Source organism: Jannaschia marina, from assembly GCF_013404595.1.
In the GTDB taxonomy this organism is placed as follows: domain Bacteria; phylum Pseudomonadota; class Alphaproteobacteria; order Rhodobacterales; family Rhodobacteraceae; genus Jannaschia; species Jannaschia marina.
On sequence record NZ_JABVAX010000002.1, the window covers coordinates 20,408 to 40,029 of the forward strand.

The 19,622-nt window shown below is 69.5% G+C and carries 17 protein-coding genes; 8 read left to right on the forward strand and 9 right to left on the reverse strand.

Annotation, left to right across the window (positions count from 1 at the left end; all coding sequences use genetic code 11):
* Positions 1–138: 138 nt before the first annotated feature.
* On the forward strand, positions 139–2,637 hold the full coding sequence (locus tag HSX43_RS03790) for a GcvT family protein (protein ID WP_179378777.1): 2,499 nt from the start codon (positions 139–141) through the stop codon (positions 2,635–2,637).
* On the forward strand, positions 2,612–3,166 hold the full coding sequence (locus HSX43_RS03795; RefSeq protein WP_179378778.1) for a hypothetical protein: 555 nt from the start codon (positions 2,612–2,614) through the stop codon (positions 3,164–3,166). Before HSX43_RS03790 ends, HSX43_RS03795 begins: the two co-directional genes overlap by 26 nt.
* Here HSX43_RS03795 and HSX43_RS03800 read toward each other — a convergent pair.
* The gene (locus HSX43_RS03800) at positions 3,161–4,129 is read right to left on the reverse strand and encodes a DUF2125 domain-containing protein (RefSeq protein WP_179378779.1); all 969 of its coding nucleotides are present in this window, start codon (positions 4,127–4,129) and stop codon (positions 3,161–3,163) included. The genes HSX43_RS03795 and HSX43_RS03800 overlap by 6 nt on opposite strands.
* A gap of 65 nt (positions 4,130–4,194) precedes the next feature.
* Between HSX43_RS03800 and HSX43_RS03805 the strand changes: the two genes are divergently transcribed.
* The 3 genes from HSX43_RS03805 (at position 4,195) to HSX43_RS03815 (ending at position 8,084) form a co-directional block, all read left to right on the forward strand.
* Positions 4,195–4,737, forward strand: coding sequence for a gamma-glutamylcyclotransferase (locus tag HSX43_RS03805; protein WP_179378780.1), 543 nt, complete (start codon positions 4,195–4,197; stop codon positions 4,735–4,737).
* A gap of 76 nt (positions 4,738–4,813) precedes the next feature.
* Positions 4,814–6,019, forward strand: a complete 1,206-nt coding sequence (locus HSX43_RS03810; RefSeq protein ID WP_179378781.1) for a biopolymer transporter ExbB — start codon at positions 4,814–4,816, stop codon at positions 6,017–6,019.
* 1 nt (position 6,020) lies between these two features.
* Positions 6,021–8,084 (forward strand): peptidoglycan -binding protein, encoded by a 2,064-nt coding sequence (locus HSX43_RS03815; protein WP_179378782.1) that lies wholly within the window; start codon positions 6,021–6,023, stop codon positions 8,082–8,084.
* Between the two features lie 4 nt (positions 8,085–8,088).
* Here HSX43_RS03815 and HSX43_RS03820 read toward each other — a convergent pair whose 3' ends face one another.
* From HSX43_RS03820 to HSX43_RS03840, 5 genes are all read right to left on the reverse strand, one after another.
* Positions 8,089–8,937, reverse strand: coding sequence for an extensin-like domain-containing protein (locus tag HSX43_RS03820; RefSeq protein ID WP_235962492.1), 849 nt, complete (start codon positions 8,935–8,937; stop codon positions 8,089–8,091).
* Entirely contained in the window at positions 8,934–9,848 is a 915-nt protein-coding gene (locus tag HSX43_RS03825; RefSeq protein WP_179378783.1) for a prephenate/arogenate dehydrogenase family protein, read from the reverse strand. The genes HSX43_RS03820 and HSX43_RS03825 overlap by 4 nt, the downstream gene beginning before the upstream one ends.
* Positions 9,845–10,933: a histidinol-phosphate transaminase gene (gene hisC / locus HSX43_RS03830; RefSeq protein WP_179378784.1), complete on the reverse strand. Its 1,089-nt coding sequence runs from the start codon at positions 10,931–10,933 to the stop codon at positions 9,845–9,847. The genes HSX43_RS03825 and hisC overlap by 4 nt, the downstream gene beginning before the upstream one ends.
* Positions 10,934–11,048: 115 nt before the next feature.
* On the reverse strand, positions 11,049–13,247 hold the full coding sequence (locus HSX43_RS03835; RefSeq protein WP_407929358.1) for a primosomal protein N': 2,199 nt from the start codon (positions 13,245–13,247) through the stop codon (positions 11,049–11,051).
* A gap of 90 nt (positions 13,248–13,337) precedes the next feature.
* Positions 13,338–13,967, reverse strand: a complete 630-nt coding sequence (locus tag HSX43_RS03840; RefSeq protein WP_179378786.1) for a LysE family translocator — start codon at positions 13,965–13,967, stop codon at positions 13,338–13,340.
* A gap of 79 nt (positions 13,968–14,046) precedes the next feature.
* Here HSX43_RS03840 and fsa point away from each other — a divergent pair, with 79 nt between their 5' ends.
* The 3 genes from fsa to HSX43_RS03855 all read left to right on the forward strand — a co-directional run bounded on the left by fsa (position 14,047) and on the right by HSX43_RS03855 (position 16,516).
* Positions 14,047–14,700, forward strand: coding sequence for a fructose-6-phosphate aldolase (gene fsa / locus HSX43_RS03845; RefSeq protein ID WP_179378787.1), 654 nt, complete (start codon positions 14,047–14,049; stop codon positions 14,698–14,700).
* Positions 14,701–14,897: 197 nt separating this feature from the next.
* Positions 14,898–15,593: a DUF484 family protein gene (locus HSX43_RS03850; RefSeq protein ID WP_179378788.1), complete on the forward strand. Its 696-nt coding sequence runs from the start codon at positions 14,898–14,900 to the stop codon at positions 15,591–15,593.
* Positions 15,590–16,516: a tyrosine recombinase XerC gene (locus HSX43_RS03855; RefSeq protein ID WP_179378789.1), complete on the forward strand. Its 927-nt coding sequence runs from the start codon at positions 15,590–15,592 to the stop codon at positions 16,514–16,516. The genes HSX43_RS03850 and HSX43_RS03855 overlap by 4 nt, the downstream gene beginning before the upstream one ends.
* A gap of 5 nt (positions 16,517–16,521) precedes the next feature.
* On the opposite strand, the gene HSX43_RS03860 is transcribed toward HSX43_RS03855, so the two are convergent.
* The 3 genes from HSX43_RS03860 to HSX43_RS03870 are packed head-to-tail and all read right to left on the reverse strand — an operon-like array spanning position 16,522 to position 19,574.
* Positions 16,522–17,928, reverse strand: a complete 1,407-nt coding sequence (locus tag HSX43_RS03860; RefSeq protein WP_328795120.1) for an alpha,alpha-trehalose-phosphate synthase (UDP-forming) — start codon at positions 17,926–17,928, stop codon at positions 16,522–16,524.
* A 1-nt stretch (position 17,929) separates the two neighbouring features.
* A complete protein-coding gene (gene otsB / locus HSX43_RS03865) occupies positions 17,930–18,709 on the reverse strand; it encodes a trehalose-phosphatase (RefSeq protein ID WP_179378790.1) in 780 nt (259 codons plus the stop codon).
* 19 nt (positions 18,710–18,728) lie between these two features.
* Positions 18,729–19,574 carry a UTP--glucose-1-phosphate uridylyltransferase gene (locus HSX43_RS03870; RefSeq protein ID WP_208454482.1) on the reverse strand — a complete coding sequence of 282 codons (846 nt, stop codon included), beginning with the start codon at positions 19,572–19,574 and terminating at the stop codon, positions 18,729–18,731.
* Between the last annotated feature and the right edge of the window lie 48 nt (positions 19,575–19,622).

Sequence of the window (19,622 nt, forward strand, 5' to 3'; positions counted from 1 at the left end):
CAATTCGGCCAAGTCAGGGAAACCCGACCCCGGCCACGGACGGCAAGGGGTCGCAAATCGCCCCCGTCCTGTCGGGCCCGCCCACGCCCCTCGCGCCGGTTTCGCCAATGTGGGGCCGATCAATTCGGGGGACGGGCCATGCAAACCCACGTCAAAGCTCTCATCGTCGGCGGCGGGGCCGTCGGAACCGGCATCGCCTATGCGCTGTCGAAGGCGGGGTGGTCGGACATCGTCCTCCTGGAGCGTGACGAGCTGACGGCCGGGTCGACCTGGCATGCCGCGGGCCTGCTGCCGCTCTTCAACATGGGCTACGCCACCAGCCACATCCACGACCACTCGGTCAAGATGTACAAGGAGCTGGAGGCCGAGACGGGCCTGAACCCGGGCTTCAGTGTCGTCGGCAACCTGCGCATGGCCCAGACGCAGGACCGGATGGACGAATACGAGCTCTACGCGGCCACGGCCGAGACCGTCGGCATCCCCTACGAATGGATGACGCCCGCCCAGATCAAGGAGCGCTGGCCGCTGGTGCGCACCGAGGATCTCAAGGGCGCGATCTTCCACCCGACCGATGGCTACATCAATCCGGCGGACGTCACGATGGCCATGGCCAAGGGCGCGCGCGACCGGGGCGTCAAGGTCGAGCGGCGCTGGCAGGTGGACGCCTACGACTGGGCCGGTGACCACTGGGACGTCACGATCACGAAGATGGAGGAGAAGGGCGGCAACCTCGTCCCGACGGACGAGCGCATGGTCGTGCACGCCGAACACGTCGTCACCGCCACCGGCAACCACGCGCAGCGGACGGCGCGCCTTCTCGGCGTGAAGATCCCGGCGATCCCGGTGGAGCATCAGTACATCGTGACTGAACCTGACCCCGCGCTGGTCGAGTACCGCAAGACGAACCCGCAGCACCCCGTCCTGCGCGACGCGGACGCCAAGTGGTACGTGCGCGAGGAGCGGGGCGGCTGGATTCTCGGCCCTTACGAGAAGAACGCGCCCGCGCGCTTCCTCTACGACGTGCCCGACAGCTTCCGCGCCGACCTCTTCCCCCTCGACCTGGAGCGGATCGAGGCGGAATACATGTCCTTCATCCACCGCATCCCCTCGTCCGAGACGGCCGGCCTGAAGGACGACTACAACGGTCCTATCTGCTACACGCCCGACGGCAATCCGCTGGTCGGCCCGGTGCCGGGCCTGCGCAACATGTGGCTGGCCGAGGGGTTCAGCTTCGGGATCACGGCGGCCGGCGGAACCGGTCACTACCTCGCGCAGATGATGGTCGAGGGGGAGGCCGAGATCGACATGGCGTCGCTCGACCCGCGGCGGTTCGGCAGTTGGATGACGACGGAATACGCCGCCCGCAAGAACGAGGAGTGCTACGACCACGTCTACATCCTGCACCACCCCGACGAGGAGCGGCCCGCCTGCCGCCCGCTCAAGACGGCCCCCGCCTATGACCGGCAGAAGGCGCGGGGCGCGCAGTTCGGTTGCGTCAACGGGTGGGAGCGGCCGAACTACTACGGCCCTGTCGATGCGCCGGACAGTTTCGATCACGACAGCCGGTCGTTCCGGCGCGGTGATTGGTGGCAGTATGCCGTAGAGGAGGCAAAGGCGATCCGCGAGACGGCCGGCCTCATCGACGCGACGGCCTTCACCAAGCACAAGCTGCGCGGCCCGGGCGCGGCGGCTTTCCTCGACTGGTTCACGACGAACAAGCTGCCCAAGGTCGGGCGCATCAACCTGACCTACGCGCTGACCGACGCGGGCACGACGCGCACCGAATATACCATCGTGCGGCTGGCCGAGGATACGTTCTACCTCGTGTCGGCGGGGGCGTGGCAGAGCTACGACAGCGACTATCTCGCGCAGGCGATCAACGACAATGTCGACCGGTTCGGGCCGATGTGGCTCGACGATTGCACGGGGATGCACGGCGTCTTCGCGCTGGCCGGGCCGAATTCCCGTGCCGTCCTACAGGCGATCGTGCGCGACGCCGAGCCGGAGACGGTGCTGTCGAACAAGCGGTTCCCCTGGCTCTCGGCGCGGCGGCTCGAATTGCTGATGTGCCCGACGAACGCGATCCGCGTGGCCTACACGGGGGAGCTGGGGTGGGAGCTGCATCACCCGATGGAGATGCAGAATTACCTCTTCGACCGGCTGATGGAGGCGGGCGCGGGCCACGGGCTGAAGCTTGTCGGCGCGCGGGCGCAAAACTGGCTGCGACAGGAAAAGTCCTACCGCGCTTTCGGCACCGAATTGGGCCGCGACGCCACGCCGCTCGAAGCCGGGCTGGATCGTTTCGTGGACCTGTCGAAGGATTTTCGCGGCAAGGCCGCGATGGAGGCAATGGGCATCCGCTCGAAGTGCGTCACGCTCCTGATCGACGGGCCGTCGGATGCCGACCCCTGGGGGCGCGAGGCGCTCTATGCCGGTGACGAGAAGGTGGGGCGGCTGACGTCGGGCGGCTATTCGGTGGCCTTTGGAAAGTCGATCGGCATGGGCTACGTCCGACCCGACCTGGCGACGCCCGGCACCAAGCTCAAGGTGCGGATGCAGCGGCGGCTCTGGGACGCGGAAGTGACCGAGGACAGCCCCTATGACCCGACGAATGCCCGGATACGCCAGGACGGCTAGGACGATCTTTCTCGTCCTCCTGGCCTTCGGCGCGGGGATGCTCTGGCAGCGGGCGGTCACGCCGGTGGGACAGGGCGTGCACCTGAGCGGCGATGGCGCCGCGCAGGTCGCGGAGGCCTATTTCGTCTGGCCCGCGCCGACCCATACCCGCGAGGCGGAGTATGCGCCCACGCAGGTCGTCCTCCTGCGCCGCTGGCAAAATCTCGAGGGGTTGGAGTGGCTCGCCCGGCTCTGCGGCCGTGCCTGCGCGGGGCAGACCGGCGTCGTGACGATCCGCCGCCCCGCGCCCAACGGCGAGACGCGCGTGATCCTCGTCAACCTCGGGGCCCATGGCGCGGGCGCGATGCTGGACGCCGGCGAGCCGATCCCCGAGCACATCCTGAGCTGTATCGTGCAGGGGATCGAGATCGCGCGCACGGACGGTCAATGGAAGATCACGAAATGCGATGTCCCGGAGAGCAGCCGGATCACGCGACCCCGGCTCTGGTCGCCGCAACCGCCAGCCCCGGGGTTCCTGCGCGGACTATAGGCGCGGCGCGGGGCCGAGGGGGATCGGCCCGAGGCGCATCTGCCCGGCCTCGATCACGAGGTCCGTCGCGATCGTGCCGTCCGCGTCCGCCATCCCTGCGAGCCCCGCCGACAGGAGCGGAAGGCGCTCCGTCGGGATGAGCCCCGCCCCGGCCACCGCGCGCAGGACAGTCTCCCATCCTTTCGCCCGCAGGGTCAGGGTGCCGCTCGGCACGCCCGCGGCATCCACCGTCAGGTCTCCGGTCAGATCCGCGCTCACATCGCCCCAGATCACCTCCGCGCGCCGCAGGTCCAGTGCCTGCATCCGTGGCGCGCGCCCCGCTCCGATCGCCTCCGACAACGTCGCCGTCGCTTCCACCGCGACACTGTCCAGTCGCTCCGACATCTCCGCCGCCGGATCGAGTGCGGCCCGCACCGCCGGCGAGAGCACGACGTCCGTGAGAGTCAGCGCCACGTCATGGGCCTCTTCCGATCCGGCCTGGCGCGTGGCGAATTGGCCCGCCGCCACTTCGACCCAGAGGTCGGCCAGTGCCACGCGAAGGCTCTCCGTCGTCACCGCCGTCCGGTCGAGCACCGGTGCGGTCGACGGCGTCACCACGACGGAGGCCCGCAGATCGCCATTCGTGATGTCGACCGCCTCGCCCGGTACCTCGACCGTCATTTCAGGCGGAGCGACGGCGATGACGTGGTTCGGCCGGTAGGCCAGCGCGAAGACCTGCAGAAAGGGGGCCGACCAGCGGATCGCGCCGTCCGGCGTGGTCACCGAGGGCGCGGCGAGCGTCGTGTCGAAGCGGCTCGGGTAGCCGACGACCGAGAGGTCTTCGTAGGCGATGTCCCATCCCTGCAGGCGCGCCGCGTCGAGGCCTGTGCGGATGCCCTGCTCGGCCGCGCGCGAGCCGAGAAACCACCAGCCGCTCCACAGAAGGCCCAAAGCGACCGCGAGGATCGTCAGCCATTTCACCATGTCGTCCCTTTCCCATCGGTTCCGCCCCGTCTATCCGGGGGAGGCGGTGTGGAAAAGGAGCGGTCATGGGTGAGGCGGGGGAACTCTGGGTTTTCGGCTATGGCTCGCTCATCTGGAACCCCGGGATCGCCGTGGCCGAGACCCGGCGCGCGTCGCTGGCCGACTTCCGGCGCAGCTTCTGCATGTGGTCGATCCACCACCGCGGATCCGAGGACGACCCGGGCCTCGTCCTCGCGCTGGAACCACATTCGGGCGCGTCCTGCACCGGGCTTGCCATCCGGGCCGCGGAACCCGAGGCCGCACTCGAGGAGTTGCGCGCGCGGGAGTTGATCTCCTCCGCCTACTACGAGCAGCAGGTGACGCTCCTGAGCGAGGACGGTGCCCCGATCACCGCGCTCGCCTACGTCATCAACACCGACCATGTGCAATATTGCCCGCATCTCACGCTGGAAGAACAGGCACAGATCATGGCCCGCGCCCAGGGCGGGCGTGGACCCAACCACGAATACCTCACGCGATCGGCCGCGGGCCTCGTGGAGCTCGGCATCCCGGATGAGGACATGGCCTGGCTGGTCACGCGCGTGCAACAGATCATGGAGGCCCCCTGACGCGCGCTTGTGAGTGAATCGCGCCGCCGCTAGGGTTTCGCCAATCACAAAGGCCCCGAAACGGCCGCGAGGGCAGATGGCGAACAAACCGCTCGAACAGGAGACGCAGTTCTCCCAGCCGATCCGCCAGATCGTGCAGATGCTGGCCGTCCTTGCGGCGGTGGGTGCGGCCGTCTTCGTCGCCTACCCGCAGGTTGCGCCGATCTTCGCGGCCAACCCCTGGCTCAACGGCACGATCATCGCCGTCTTCGTCCTCGGTGTGCTGGCCTGTTTCGCGCAGGTGTTCCAGCTCTTCAGCTCCGTCGCCTGGATCGAGGGCTTTGCGGAGCAACGGGCGGGCCACGACATCGCGCGTCCGCCGGGCCTCCTCGCGCCGCTCGCCGCGCTCCTGCGGTCGCGGTCGGCGCGCAGCCAGATCTCGGCCTCCTCCTCCCGCTCGATCCTCGATTCGGTCGGCGCGCGGATGGAGGAAGCGCGCGACATCACCCGCTACATCGTCAATACACTGATCTTCCTCGGCCTTCTCGGCACCTTCTGGGGTCTCGCCACGACCGTGCCGGCCGTCGTCGACACGATCCGCAACCTCAATCCCGAGAATGGCGAGGAGGGCGTGGCCGTCTTCGGGCGGCTCATCGGCGGGCTCGAGAGCCAGCTGGCGGGCATGGGAACGGCCTTCGCCTCCTCGTTGCTCGGTCTGGCCGGGTCGCTCGTCGTGGGCCTTCTGGAGCTTTTCGCGGGCCACGGGCAGAACCGCTTCTACCGCGAGATGGAGGACTGGTTGTCGTCGATCACCCGCGTCGGCCTCGTCGGAGACGGCGGCGAGGAGACGATCGACCAGTATTCGCTCGCCGCCGTGCTCGACCACATGAACTACCAGATGGAGAGCCTGCAGGACATGTTTGCCAAGGCCGAGGCCGGGCGTCTGGCCGCCGACGCCAAGATGGCGACCCTCTCGGAGTCGGTGACGGCCATGGCGAACCGGATGGAGGCCGGCGGCGGTACGGTCGAGGCGCTCAACCGCGTGGCCGACGGACAGCAGAACATCGTGACCGTGCTCGAGGGCTCGACCGGGGGCGGTGACGGCGGGCTCGATGCCGAAAGCCGGATGCGCCTGCGCTCCATCGACGTTCAGCTCCTGAAGGTCTTCGAGGAGTTGCAGCAGAGCCGTCAGGCCGCGGTCGACGACCTGCGTGGCGATCTGGGCTCGCTTACCCGCACGCTCCGACAATTGAACCGGCAGGTGCAGGCCTCCATGGGGCAGGCCGAACAGGACGAGGGCTGACATGGCCTTCGTGCGGCGCAGCGGGCAAAGGTTCACAGCCAATGTCTGGCCGGGCTTCGTCGACGCGATGACCGCTCTCCTCCTCGTCCTGATGTTCGTTCTGTCGATCTTCATGATCGTCCAGTTCGTCCTCTCGGAGACGATCGAGGGGCAGGGGCAGGAACTCGACGCCCTCGGCGAGCAGGTCGCGCAGCTGTCGCGGGCGCTCGGCCTCGAGAACCAGCGCGCCGCGCGGCTCGAGGACGAGGTGGCGGCCCTTGGTGAAGAGCGGGACAGCCAGCGCGCGCTCATCGCCACGCTCTCGGCGCAGCGCGACGACCTCGAGACGCGGGTCGCCAGCTTCGAGGAGCAGGTGGCGAGCCTCATCGCCACGCGCGACCGGCTGCAGGCGTCGCTCGACACGACCGAGGGCGAGCGCAGCGCCCTGGCCGACGAGTTGCGCACGACGCAGGGCGAGCTTGGCCGCATCATCGACGAACGGGAGGCGTTGCAACTCGCCCTCGCCAGCGCGCGCGAGGAGATCGACGCGAGTGCCGAGGCGGCCCGGCTCGCCGCGGCCCGGCGCGAGGCTCTGGAGGCGCTTCTCGCCGATCTGCGCGCCGAGGCGGAGACGCGGGACGCATCGCTTGCCCAGGCGCTTGCGGCGCTCGAAGGGTCCGAGGCCGAGGTCGCGGCACTGGAAGCCGAGGCCACCAACCTGCAAGCGGAGCTGGATGCCGCGGAGGCCGCTGGGCTGGCGGAGCTTGCCGCGGCGGAGGCCCTGCGCCGACGGTTGGCCGAGCAGGACACCGCCCTGTCGGAGGCGGAGGCGACGCGACTGGCCGAGGCCGCCGCCGCCGAGGCCCTGCGCGAGCGGCTGGCGAACTCGGACGCCGAGCTGACGGCGATGACGCTCGCGCTCGAGGAGCAGCGGCGCAAGGCAGAGGAAACGCTGACGCTGCTCGCGGCGACGCAGGTCGCCCGCGATGACCTGACCGACCGGCTGGCGCAGGCGCTGCTCAATCTCGAAGCGGAAGAAGAAGCCGGTGCCGGTATTGAGGCGCGGCTGGCCACGGCCCTCGCACGGCTGGAAACATCGGATGTGACCGAGGACGACCTCCGCGCCGAGATTGCCAGGCTCGAGGCCGATCTCGCGGCGCGAACGGAGGGCGAGACCGAGGCCGATGCCCGGCGCATGGCGCTCGAGACGCGGCTGAACGACGTCCTTGCCGCGCAGGAGGCCGCGCGCGCGACCGAGGCCGAGTTGCGCGACAGCCTGGCCGCCGCGCTTGCCGGGCGCCTCTCGGCCGAGGAGGAGGCGGGCCGTGCGCTGAGCGATGCCGACCGCACGGCGGCGCTGCTGTCGCAGGCGCGGGAGGAGCTGGCCCGCGTCAACGACGACCGCATCGCCGCGCAGCGCGAGGCCGCGGTGCTCAACCAGCAGGTTGCGGAACTCCGCGCCCAGCTGGGCGGGCTGCAGAACCTTCTCTCGGCGGCCGAGGAGCGCGACGCGGAGGCGCAGGTGCAGATCGACAGCCTCGGCACGAGGCTCAACGCCGCGCTCGCGCAGGTCGCCGCCGAGGAGAAGGCCCGCGCCGAACGCCTCGCCCGCGAGGCCGAGCAACTGGAGCGCTTCCGCTCGGAATTCTTCGGGCAGCTGCGCGAGGTCTTCGCCGGGCGGGAGGGCGTCGAGATCGTGGGCGACCGCTTCGTCTTCTCCTCGGAGGTTCTCTTCCCGCCGGGGCAGGTGGAGTTGCAGCCCGCGGGCCGCCAGCAGATCGCGCAGGTCGCGGGGATCATCCTCGACGTGGCCGATCAGATCCCCGAGGGCATCGACTGGGTCCTGCGCATCGACGGCCACACCGACGACCAGCCGCTCTCGGGTCTCGGCAAATACGCCAACAACTGGGAACTGAGCCAGGGCCGGGCGCTTTCGGTCGCGCTTTACATGATCGAGGAGCTCGGCGTGCCGCCGGACCGGCTGGCCCCGACCGGTTTCGGCGAGTTCCGCCCGGTCGATCCTGCCGGCACCGAGGAGGCCCGCGCCCGCAACCGCCGGATCGAGTTGAAACTGACCGAGCGCTGAGGGCCTAGCGGCAGTAGGGGCCCGAGCGGTAGGCGGCCACGTCGAAATGGAAGTGATCGCGGTGGAAGCGGTCGGATTCGGGGCCCAGCACCGTGCCGAACGGCCCGCAGGCCCGCTGCCAGAGCGTGCGCAGAAGCCGCCCCTTGGAGCCGCGCCCCCAGTCGTTGAGGACCGAGAGCTGTTCTCCGTTGGCGAGCGTGATCGCGGAAATATCGATCGCGTTGCCCTTGGCATGCTCGCTGAGCCGCGCGCCCGACTGGTTGTTGCGGGTTCGGCAGGAGTAGCCGGCGGCCACCTGCAGCGCGACGACCCCGCCGCCGGTGCGGCCCACCGTCGGCACGACGCCCTGCCGCACCCAATTGTCGAGCGCGACGGCGGTGGCGCAGTTCATGCGCGTCGGCCGGCTGAGCGCGACGCCGCTGACCGCGGTGACGCGCACCGCATCGGGGATGCCGCAGCCGCCCGCGCCGCGCACCGGCTCGATCCGGGTTGCCTGGATGGAGCCGGGCCCGCAGATGCCGGTGCCGGCCTGCCGGCGCGGCGTGCGGCTTGCGGCAAGGATCAGGTCGGCGGGGCGCAGGCTCGGACGGCCCGAGCGCCGGATGCTGCCGCCCGCGTCGATGCGTGGCTCCGGCGTGCGGATCGCCGCGGCGACCATCTGCGCGAGCCGCTCCTCCATCGTGCGCCGCTCGACGGGGCGGACCGACCGGGGGATCGCCGTGATCTCGGGCACCTCCGTCGTGCCGCGTGTCGACATCACCTCGACTTCGAGCGTCGGGCGCGGCGTGGGGCGCATCTCGGCCATGGCCGGAACGGCAAGCGCGGCGATGAGGGCTGCTGCAAGGTATCTCATGGTGCGTCCCCCCGTCCGAAGTTGGCCCTGTCGGTGTCCTGGCCGGCCTCGATGATACCACGTCGGATCGCGCGCGTGCGGGTGAAGTAGTCGTGCAGCAGATCGCCGTCGCCGGTGCGGATGGCCCGTTGCAGCGCGAAGAGTTCCTCGGTGAACCGGCCGAGGATCTCCAGTGTCGCGTCCTTGTTGCTGAGGAAGACGTCGCGCCACATCGTCGGGTCGCTGGCCGCGATGCGCGTGAAATCCCGGAAGCCGGTCGCGGAATACTGGATGACCTCGCTTTCCGTGACGCGGCGGAGGTCGTCCGCCACGCCCACCATCGTATAGGCGATGAGATGCGGCGCGTGGGAGACCACGGCCAGCACGCGGTCGTGGTGATCGGGGTCCATCGTCTCGACGTTGGAGCCCATCGCGCGCCAGAGCCGGGCGAGACGGTCGGTCGCCTCGGGCACGTCCCCCACGGGTGTCAGGAGGCACCAGCGGTTGTCGAAAAGCTCGGGAAAGCCGGATCGCGGCCCCGAGTGCTCGGTCCCCGCGAGCGGATGCGCGGGGACGAAATGCACACCGTCGGGCAGATGCGGTGCAACGGCCGTGATGACCGCGCCCTTGACGGAGCCCACGTCGCTCACCGTGGTGCCGGGGGCGAGGTGCGGGCCGATCTCGGCTGCGACGGCCTCCATCGCGCCCACGGGCACGCAGAGGACCACGAGGTCGGCCCCCGCGACGGCCTCGGCCGCCGTCTCGGTCACGCGGTCGCAGAGGCCGAGCTCCGTCGCGACGGCCCGCGTCTCTGCCGAGCGCGCCGTGCCCACGATCTCCCGGGCGAGCCCGTCGCGCTTCATCCGCAGCCCCATGGACCCGGCGATGAGCCCCAGCCCGATCAGCGCCACACGCTCGTAGATCGCGCTCATGCCCGGCTCTCCCGCCACGCGCCGAGGGCGTCGAGGAGCCGCGTGGTCCCGCTCTCGTCTCCGACCGTCATGCGCAGGCATTGCGCCAGACCGTAGCTGACCGGGTGACGGACGATGACGCCGCGTGACTTGAGGAAGGTGTCGGCATCGCGGGCCTCGGCCTCGCTCGCGAAGCGGGCCAGCACGAAGTTCGCCTCGGACGCATCCGACGGCAGGCCGAGTTCGGCAAGCCCCGCGCGCAGCCGTTCCCGCTGCGTGGTGTTGTCGGCGAGACACCGCGCGGCAAAGTCACGGTCGCGCATCGCGGCCTCGGCGGCGGCCAGCGCCACGTTCGAGAGGTTGAACGGCCCCCGGATCCGGTTCAGCACGTCGACGATCTCGCGCGGGCCATAGCCCCAGCCCACGCGCAGGCCCCCGAGCCCGTACATCTTGGAGAAGGTGCGCGTGACGAAGACGTTGTCGCGCGTCGTCGCGAGGCCGAGGCCCCCGTCGAAATCAGGCACGTATTCCGCATAGGCCCCGTCGAGCACCAGAAGGCATCCGTCCGGCAGCCCGTCGGCCAGCCGCGTCACGTCCTGACCGTTGAGGAACGTGCCGGTCGGGTTTGCGGGGTTCGCGATGAAGACGAGCTTCGTCGCCTCCGTCATGCCGGCAATCAGCTTGTCCACGTCGACCGTGCGCGCCGTCTCCTCCACGACCTGCACGTCCGCTCCAGCGGCGCGGGCGCTGATGCCGTACATCAGGAAGGCGTGCTCCGAGTGGAGCACCGCGTCGCCCGGTCCGACGTAGGCCTGACAGAGGAAGTGGATGATCTCGTCCGATCCCACGCCGCAGATGATGCGGTCGGGGTCGAGCCCGTGCACCTCGCCGATGGCGGCGCGCAGGCCGGCGTGATCGGTCGAGGGGTAGAGGTGCATCGCACTCGCGGCCTCGGCCGCCGCCGCCCGCGCGCTCTCGGGTGCACCGTGAGGGTTCTCGTTCGAGGACAGTTTCAGGATGTCGTCGACACCCGCGACCTTCGACGCCCCGCCGACGTAGAGGTCGATGTCCATGATCCCCGGCTGGGGTTTCGGTGCGGCGGTCATGTCTCAGGCTCCCGGAACGTCAGGCCGTTCTAGGCCCGTGGCGCGGAGGGAGCAATGCTGCGCTGTGCCGCTGCGGCATCGGGGCGGTCGAGTATTTTCGGCAGGAAGATGGAGGTCAGAGGAAGGACTGCGGGTCGATGTCGATGCTGAGCCGCGTGGAGCGGGGCACGGTGACGCGGGCGACCCAGGCGGTGAGGGCGGGCTGGATCGGGGCCTGCCGCGGGGCCTTGACCAGCAGGCGGACGCGGTGGCGGCCGCGGATGCGCGCGATGGGCGCGGGGGCCGGGCCGTAGACCTCGGCGCCGATTTCCTCGAGCGGGGCCGTGTTGCGCGCGAGGGCGTTGCCCAGATCGAACGCGACCGCCGCCTCCGGGTCGGAAATGACGATGCCCGCCATGCGCCCGTAGGGCGGCACGCCGGCGGCGCGGCGTTGCGCCGCCTCCTCCCGCAGGAAGGCCTCCTCGTCGCCCGAGAGGATGGCGCGGATGACGGGATGTTCGGGCTGATAGGTCTGCAGGAGTGCCTCGCCCGGCTTCTCCGCCCGGCCGGCCCGGCCCGAGACCTGGCGCATCAGCTGGAACGTGCGCTCTGCGGCGCGCAGGTCCGAGCCCTGCAGCCCGAGGTCGGCGTCGATCACGCCGACGAGCGTGAGGCGCGGGAAGTTGTGCCCCTTTGCCACGAGCTGCGTACCGACGATGATGTCCGCGCCGCCCTCCGCGATCTCCTCGACCTTGGCCTTGAGGCTGCGGGCCGAGCCGAAGAGGTCGGACGACAGGATCGCCACGCGCGCCTCGGGAAAGAGCGCGGTGACCTCCTCGGCCATCCGCTCCACCCCCGGGCCAACGGCGGCCAGCTTGCCCTCGACACCGCAGGAGGGGCAGGCCGGAGGCATCGGCGCGCTTTCGCCGCACTGGTGGCACATCAGACGCTTCAGGAACCGGTGCTCGACCATGCGCGCGTCGCATTGGTGGCAGGCGACCTGCTGCCCGCAGGCGCGGCAGAGCGTGACGGGGGCGTAGCCACGACGGTTGAGGAAGACGAGGCTCTGTTCCCCCGCGATCAGCCGCGTTTCGATAGCCCGTTGCAGGGCAGGCGAGATCCAGCGGCCGCCGGGCAGGTCCGCGTCGCGCATGTCGATCGTGGCGAGTTTGGGCAGGACGGCCTCGCCGAAGCGGGAGGTGAGGTCGAGCCGCTTGTATTTGCCCAGTTCCGCGTTGGCCCAACTTTCGAGCGAGGGGGTGGCCGTGGCAAGAACGACCTGAGCGCCTTCGCAGCTGGCGCGCAGTACCGCCATGTCGCGGGCGGAGTAGAGGACACCGTCCTCCTGCTTGTAGGAGGTGTCGTGTTCCTCGTCGACGACGATGAGGCCAAGGTTCTGAAACGGAAGGAAAAGCGAGGATCTGGCACCGACCACGAGACGCGCCTGCCCGGTGGACACGCGGGACCAGCAGCGGCGGCGCTCGGCCTGGGTGACGCCGGAGTGCCACTCGGCCGGGCGCGCGCCGAAGCGGGCTTCGACACGGGTGAGGAACTCGGCCGTGAGCGCAATCTCGGGCAGGAGGACCAGCGCCTGACGGCCCTGCGCCAGCGCCTCGGCAACGGCTTCCAGATAGACCTCGGTCTTGCCGGAACCGGTCACGCCCTTGAGGAGAGTCGTTCCGTAAGTTTTTGATTTCACGGACGTTCGAAGGGCCTGTGCCGCTTCGCCCTGATCGGGAGCCAAGGTCTTGCCGGGGCGCTTTGGGTCGAGGGTCGGATAGTCCGCATCGCGGGCGGTGGCCTGTTCGAGGATCGCGCCGGATTTGACCAACCCCTTGACGACGCTGGTGGAAACACCGGCCATGTCGGCGAGCTCGGACAGCGCGAAGACGTCGCCCGGCCGCTCCCGCAGGGCCTGGAGAACGGCGGTGCGCGCGTCGGTCGCGCGATCGGGTTCACCGGTGCCGAGGCTGTAGACCCGGCGCTTGCCGGGCGGGTCGCCAAGGCCCGGCGCGCGCAGGCCGAGGCGGAGCATCGCGGGAAGCGGCGTCAGGGTGTAGGATGCTGATCTTTCTATGAAATCCCGGAATGGCTGCGCCATCGGCGGCACCGGCAGGATGCGCAGGATCGGGCGCAACTTCTCGACCGGCCAATCACCCGTGCCCGTGCCCCAGACGACGCCGAGCACCTTGCGTGGCCCGAGCGGCACCTCGACATAGGCCCCGTCCTCCACGCCCTCGGCGGGGGCGCGGTAGTCGAGGGCGCGGTCGAGGGGCTGCGTGGTGAGCACCGCGACGGGTGTGCCGGGGGGGTGGAAGCGCGACATGGAGATCATATCGCCCCTCGGCCGCGCGGATGCCAGAGGCGGCGAATTGGACGTTTTGTACAGAGTTGCGGGGCCCGGTTGCGCGTTTTGTACAAAACCTCAGGCGGCTCTCCGGGTCAGCGCCGTGACCACGCCCATCCCCATGAGCGCCACGCCGCCGGCCTGTGTCATCCGGCGCAGCACGGCCGGGCGTTTCAGACCGGCGCGGAGACGGTCGGCGAGAAGGGCGTAGGCGAGGGCGTTCATCGCGGCGAGGGTGACGAAGGTGGCGGTCAGGATCACGAACTGCGGCAGGAGGGCCGCGTCGGGGCGGATGAACTGCGGCACGAAGGCGATGAAGAAGACGATGGACTTCGGGTTGAGCGCGGTGACGATCGCGGCCTGAGTGAAGACGGTGCGGGCGGGCGTGTCTCCGGTTCCGCCGATCCGGCCGAGCCGTGCGCCGTCGGCGGAGCGCAGGAGCTTCCAGCCCATCCAGACGAGATAGGCCGCCCCGATCCACTTGAGCGCGGTGAAGAGCGTGGCCGAAGCCAGCACGAGGGCGCCGAGACCGGCGAGGGAGGCGGACATGGCCACGGCATCGCCGAGCGCGACCCCGGCGGCGGAGGCGACGGCGACGCGGCGGCCCTGGCTGAGCGCATAGCTCATCACGAGGAGGATCGTCGGCCCGGGGATCATCAGAAGGGCGGTTGAGGCGGCCACGAAGGTGAGCCACAAGGTGATATCCATGCCTGTCTGGCCCCCGGTAATTGTTTGCGCTAACATGCGCACCGTCACGCCAGCTAACCATCTGACCCCCGAGGACACCATGAAATTCTTCGTTGATACCGCCGACATCGACGCCATTGCCGAGCTGAACGACACCGGGATGGTCGACGGGGTGACGACCAACCCCTCGCTCATCGCGAAGTCGGGGCGCGACATCCTCGAGGTGACGAAGGAGATCTGCGATCTGGTCGACGGTCCCGTCTCGGCCGAGGTCGTGGCGGTCGACCACGAGGAGATGCTGGCCGAGGGGCGGCACCTTGCCAAGATCGCCGACAACATCTGCGTGAAGGTGCCGCTGACCTGGGCGGGCCTGAAGACCTGCAAGGCGCTCTCGGACGAGGGCACGAAGGTGAATGTGACGCTCTGCTTCAGCGTGAATCAGGCGCTTCTGGCGGCGAAGGCGGGCGCGACCTTCATCTCGCCCTTCATCGGCCGGCTCGACGACCTGAACCTCGACGGGATGGAGCTTATCCAGGACATCCGCACGATGTACGACAACTATGGTTTCGAGACCGAGATCCTGGCCGCGTCGATCCGCAGCGCGAACCACATGAAGGAGGCCGCGCTGATCGGGGCGGACGTGGCGACGGCCCCGCCGGGCGTCATCAAGGGGATGATCAACCACGTCCTGACGGACAAGGGGCTCGATGGCTTCCTCGCCGACGCGAAGAAGGCGGGGATCAAGATCCTTTGAGAATGCCAAATCGCCGGGCCGGGGGCGGCCCCGCGATGCGCGGCCTCCGGCCCGCGCCGGATGCTGTTTCGCGCCACGCAGGACATGCCGGTCACACCCCGCGCGGAAAGCGGCCCACCGCTGCGATTTTCCCCTCGGCGGATGTCGCATCCGTGCTAGCCCTGCCTCAAACCGGCATCAGACCGAAGAGAGAGCAGATGGCAGAGACGAGTGCGCAGGCGGCCGCCGATTGGCGGGACCGCGTGATGACCGACCCCGAGATGATCCTAGAGGACCGCGACCTGATGCGCGCGCTCATCGCCGCGAACGAGCGGCAGATGGGCAAGAACATCGTTGACCTGCGAGGCATTGCGATGGAGCGGCTGGAGGCGCGGCTCGACCGGCTGGAGGACACGCATCGCAGCGTCATCGCCGCCGCCTACGAGAACCTCGCGGGGACGAACCAGATCCATCGCTGCGTCCTGAAGCTTCTGGAGGCGGAGACGCTGGGCGAGTTGCTCGATCTGCTGCCCGGGGAACTGGCCGACATCGTGCGCGTCGACCGCGTGCGCCTCGTTCTCGAGAGCACCGCGCCCGAGACGGCCCCGCATGACGCGGTTTCGCCCGTCGATGCGGGCTTCGTGCAGCAATACATCACGCAGGGGCGGGACGTGCCCGTGCGGCAGGTCACCTTGCGGCAGTGCAATCCGGCGTCGCAGTGGGTCTTCGGACCCGATGCGGCCTGGGTCCGGTCCGAGGCGTTGCTGAAGATCGAGCTCGGGGCCGGGCGCTTGCCGGCGATGCTGGCCTTCGGGTCGGAGGACCCGCACCAGTTCCGCGCCAATCAGGGCACCGAGCTTCTGACGTTCTTTACCCGGGCGTTCGAGCGCGTGCTGGCCCGGCATCTGACGTGACACTGGAGATCAGCCCGGGCGCGCGCGATGCGCTGACGGCCTGGCTCGATCACCTGCGCGCGCTCGACGGGGCGGCGGAGAACACGCTGACGGCCTATTCGCGCGACGTGGCGCGCTTCCTCGCGTTTCAGGCCGGGCATCGCGGCGGGCCGATGGGCCTGCGGGAGATCGGGGCGATCGCGACGGCCGACATGCGCGCCTGGATGGCCTCCGAGCGGGTGCGGGGCAGCGGCGCGCGCTCGGTCGCGCGGCGGCTCTCGGCGGTGAAGTCGTTCATCCGGTGGCTGAGCGAGCGGGAGGGGTTCGACCCGACCGCGATCCTGGCGACGCGGGCTCCGAAGTTTCGCAAACCCCTGCCACGACCGGTTTCGCAGGAGGCGGCGAAGGACCTGATCGAGACGGTGGGGATGCAGCACACGACCCCTTGGATCGCGGCGCGCGACGTGGCGGTGGTGACGGTGCTCTACGGGTGCGGGCTGCGCATCTCTGAAGGGTTGGGGCTCAGGGGCGCGGATGCGCCGCTGGCCGATGTGCTGCGGATCCGGGGCAAGGGCGGCAAGGAGCGGCTCGTGCCGGTGCTCCCGGTCGCGCGGGCGGCGGTGGAGCGCTACGCAGCGGCTTGTCCCTACGAGCTGGACGCCGGGGGTCCGCTCTTTCGCGGGGCCCGCGGGGGCGCGCTGAGCGCCCGTCAGGTGGCGGGCGTGATGGCGCAGGCGCGGATGCAGCTGGGCCTGCCGGCCTCGGCCACGCCGCACGCGTTGCGACACAGCTTCGCGACGCATCTTCTGGAGGCGGGGGGCGATCTGCGGTCGATCCAGGAATTGCTGGGCCATGCCAGTCTGTCGACGACGCAGGCCTATACCGCGGTCGATCAGGTGCACCTGATGGAGACCTACGCCCGCGCCCATCCGCACGGGCGCTGAGCGGCTCAGTAGGTCGTCTGCGGCAGCGGCGTGACCATGCGCAGGCGCGACAGGAACACGCGCGTCCACCAAGCGATGTCTTCCTCGAACACGCCCTGCATCAGCTCGGCGTGACGGGCGACGCGGTCGGCGCGCGGCATGGTGAGAGCGGTCTCGATCGCATCGGCGAAACTGCCGTGGTCGAACGGGTTGACGAGGAGCGCGGCGTCCATCTGCTCGGCCGCCCCGGCGAAATGCGACAGGACGAGGACGCCCGGATCGTCCGGATCCTGCGCGGCGACGTATTCCTTGGCGACGAGGTTCATACCATCGGCAAGCGGCGTCACGAGGGCCACCTGCGCGCGGCGGTAGAGCCCCGCGATCACGTCGCGGTCGATGTGGCGGCGGACGTAGCGGATCGGCGTCCAGTCGAGGTCAGCGTGGGCTCCGTTGATGGAGCCCGCGGCCTGCTCCAGTTCCTCGCGGATGTCCTGATAGGCCGAGACGTCCTCGCGCGAGATGGGCGCGATCTGGAGGAAAGTGGCGCGGGCGTCGCCGGGGGCGCGGCGCGAGAGATACTCGCCGAAGGACTTGAAGCGATGGACAAGTCCCTTGGAATAGTCGAGCCGGTCGACACCGATCAGCAGCGGGGCTCCATCGGCCAGTTGCAGCTCCGGCGGGGTCGACGCGCGGGCGGTGGCGGCGAATCCTTCGGCGTCGATGCCGATCGGGAAGCTCAGGACGCGGAACTGCCGGCCGCCGCGGGCCAGGCTGCCGTTCGGAAGGATCTGGACCTTGGGATCGTGGCGCAACGTCTCGGTCGCGGCGGCCACGTCGCGGCGGGTCTGGAGCCCGACGATGTCGTGGGCCGCGAGCCAGGGAGAGAGCGCGGCCACCTGCGGCAGCGCCATCACGTCGTTCGGGTTCGGGAACGGGATATGCAGGAACAGACCGATCCGGGCGGTTACGCCGAGATTGCGCAATTCCTGCGCGACCATGAGGAAATGATAGTCGTGGATCCAGATCAGGTCTTCGGGCTTGGCGATCGCGGCGATGGCGCGGGCCACGCGCCGGTTGACGGCGGCATAGGCCTCGAAATCGCCCTCGGTGATCTCCAGAAGGTCGGGCCGATGGTGGAAGAGCGGCCAGAGAACGGAGTTGGCGTAGCCGAGGTAATAGCCCCGATGCTCCCGGTCGGTGAGTGCGAAGGTCGCCTTCTCGTAGGCTCCGCCGGCCGCCCCGTCGTCGATGGGGGTCAGCCCGTCGAGTGCCTGCTCGGTCGGTTCGGCCGCGCCGATCCAGAGCCCGCCCGCACCGGTGAGTGCCTCGTGCAGTGCGAACACGAGGCCGCCCGCAGGGACGTTGCCCCTCGGGATGCGGTTCGACACCACGATCAGGCGGCCATCCTCTTCGGGCTCGGGGCGCATGGTCACGTCAAGCAAGCCACTCCTCCAGACGATCGAGAAGGTCGGCGGGTTTGGGCAGGCGAACGGGGGCCACGGTTTCGGCCTGACCGATCTTGACGGCCGTGCCGCCGCGGTCGAGCACGAGTTGCAGCGCCGGCTCGTCGGTCAGGTCGTCGCCCGCGAAGATCGGCGTCGTGCCGTCGAAGGCCTGATCTTCGAGGAGCCGGGCCAGGGCGATGTCCTTGCCGACATCCTCGGGCTTGATCTCGTAGGCCATGAGGGCGGGTTGGAGGCGGAACCCGTCGGCCGCCATGGCGAGGCTCTCCATGAAGCGCAGTGCCAGGGCCGATTGCGCTTCGGCCTGCCGGAAGTGGAGCACCACGCCGGAGGGCTTGGGCTCCACCAGAAATTCGGGGCGCAGGCGGGCGAAGTCGTTCACGAGGCGCGTTAGGCGGCGGACGGTGTCGGTATCGTAGTCCGACAGCGTCACGTGCTCGCCGCCCTGCCGCATCTCCGCACCATGGGTGCCGATCAGCGTCCCCTCGAACCCCGGCAGGAAGTTCTCGAGTGCCTCGACCGAGCGGCCCGAGACGAGTGCGACGCGCCCGTCGAGCCGTTCCATCGCGCGGTCCAGCAGGCTCGGCACGCGATCGGGAATGGCGATGCCGTCCGGGCGATCGGCGATATCGACGAGTGTGCCGTCGAAATCGAGAAAGAGGCTGGCCCGCTTCGGATTGGGAAACGGATCGGTGAGGGGGGCGCAGGGATCGGGCTGCCCCATGAAACCGGTCATCTGATAATATTCCATGTGTCTGCTCCGCCCTCTCTCACTCCGCCGCGACGTTGAGGGCGGGGGCGTTGCGCATCTGCTGGACCGCGAGGGTGGCATCCACGATGCCGTCGGGATTGCCACAGTCGAAGCGCGTGCCCGAAAAGCGGAAGGCATGGATCGCGCCGGTCGATGCGATCGCATCGGTCAGCTGTATCTCGCCGCCCGTCCCGGGTTCGGTGTCGCGCAATGTGTCGAAGACGCTCGGGTCGAGCACGTAGCGCCCGACCGCTGCCAGACGGGACGGCGCATCGTCCGGATCTGGTTTCTCGACCAGACCGCGCGCGGGCGTCGCGGCGGCTTCTCCCGGCGTGCAATCGAAGATGCCGTAGCTCGAGACGCGGTCGCGCGGCACCTCCTGCGCGGCGATGAGACTGCGCATGTCGCCGGGGACGAACGCATCGGCCATTTCGGCAAGGCAGGGCGGCCCGAGCATGAGATCGTCGGGGAGGATGACGCCGACCGGTCCTTCGAGAAGGTGATCGGCGGCCTGTAGGACCGCGTGGCCGAGGCCAAGGGGCTCGTGCTGCATGACGAAGACCACATCGACGTCGCCGGGCACGGACGCGTTGCGCACCGCTTCGAGGAGGTCATCCTTGCCCTTTTCCGCGAGCCCCTTTTCGAGGCGCGGGGCTGGCCGGAGATATTCCTCGATGGCCGACTTCTCTGGGTGGGACACGAAGACGAGCCGCCGCGCGCCGGCCGCGAGCGCCTCGTCGACGGCGAATTGCAGCAATGGGGTGTCATAGACCGGCAGAAGCTCCTTCGGTGTCGCTTTGGTCGCGGGAAGCATCCGCGTTCCCATGCCGGCTACGGGGAAGACGACGGTGGGAAGGGCGGCCATGATAGACATCCTGTTCGGTGGGGAAAAATGAGGCATATGCCTATTCAA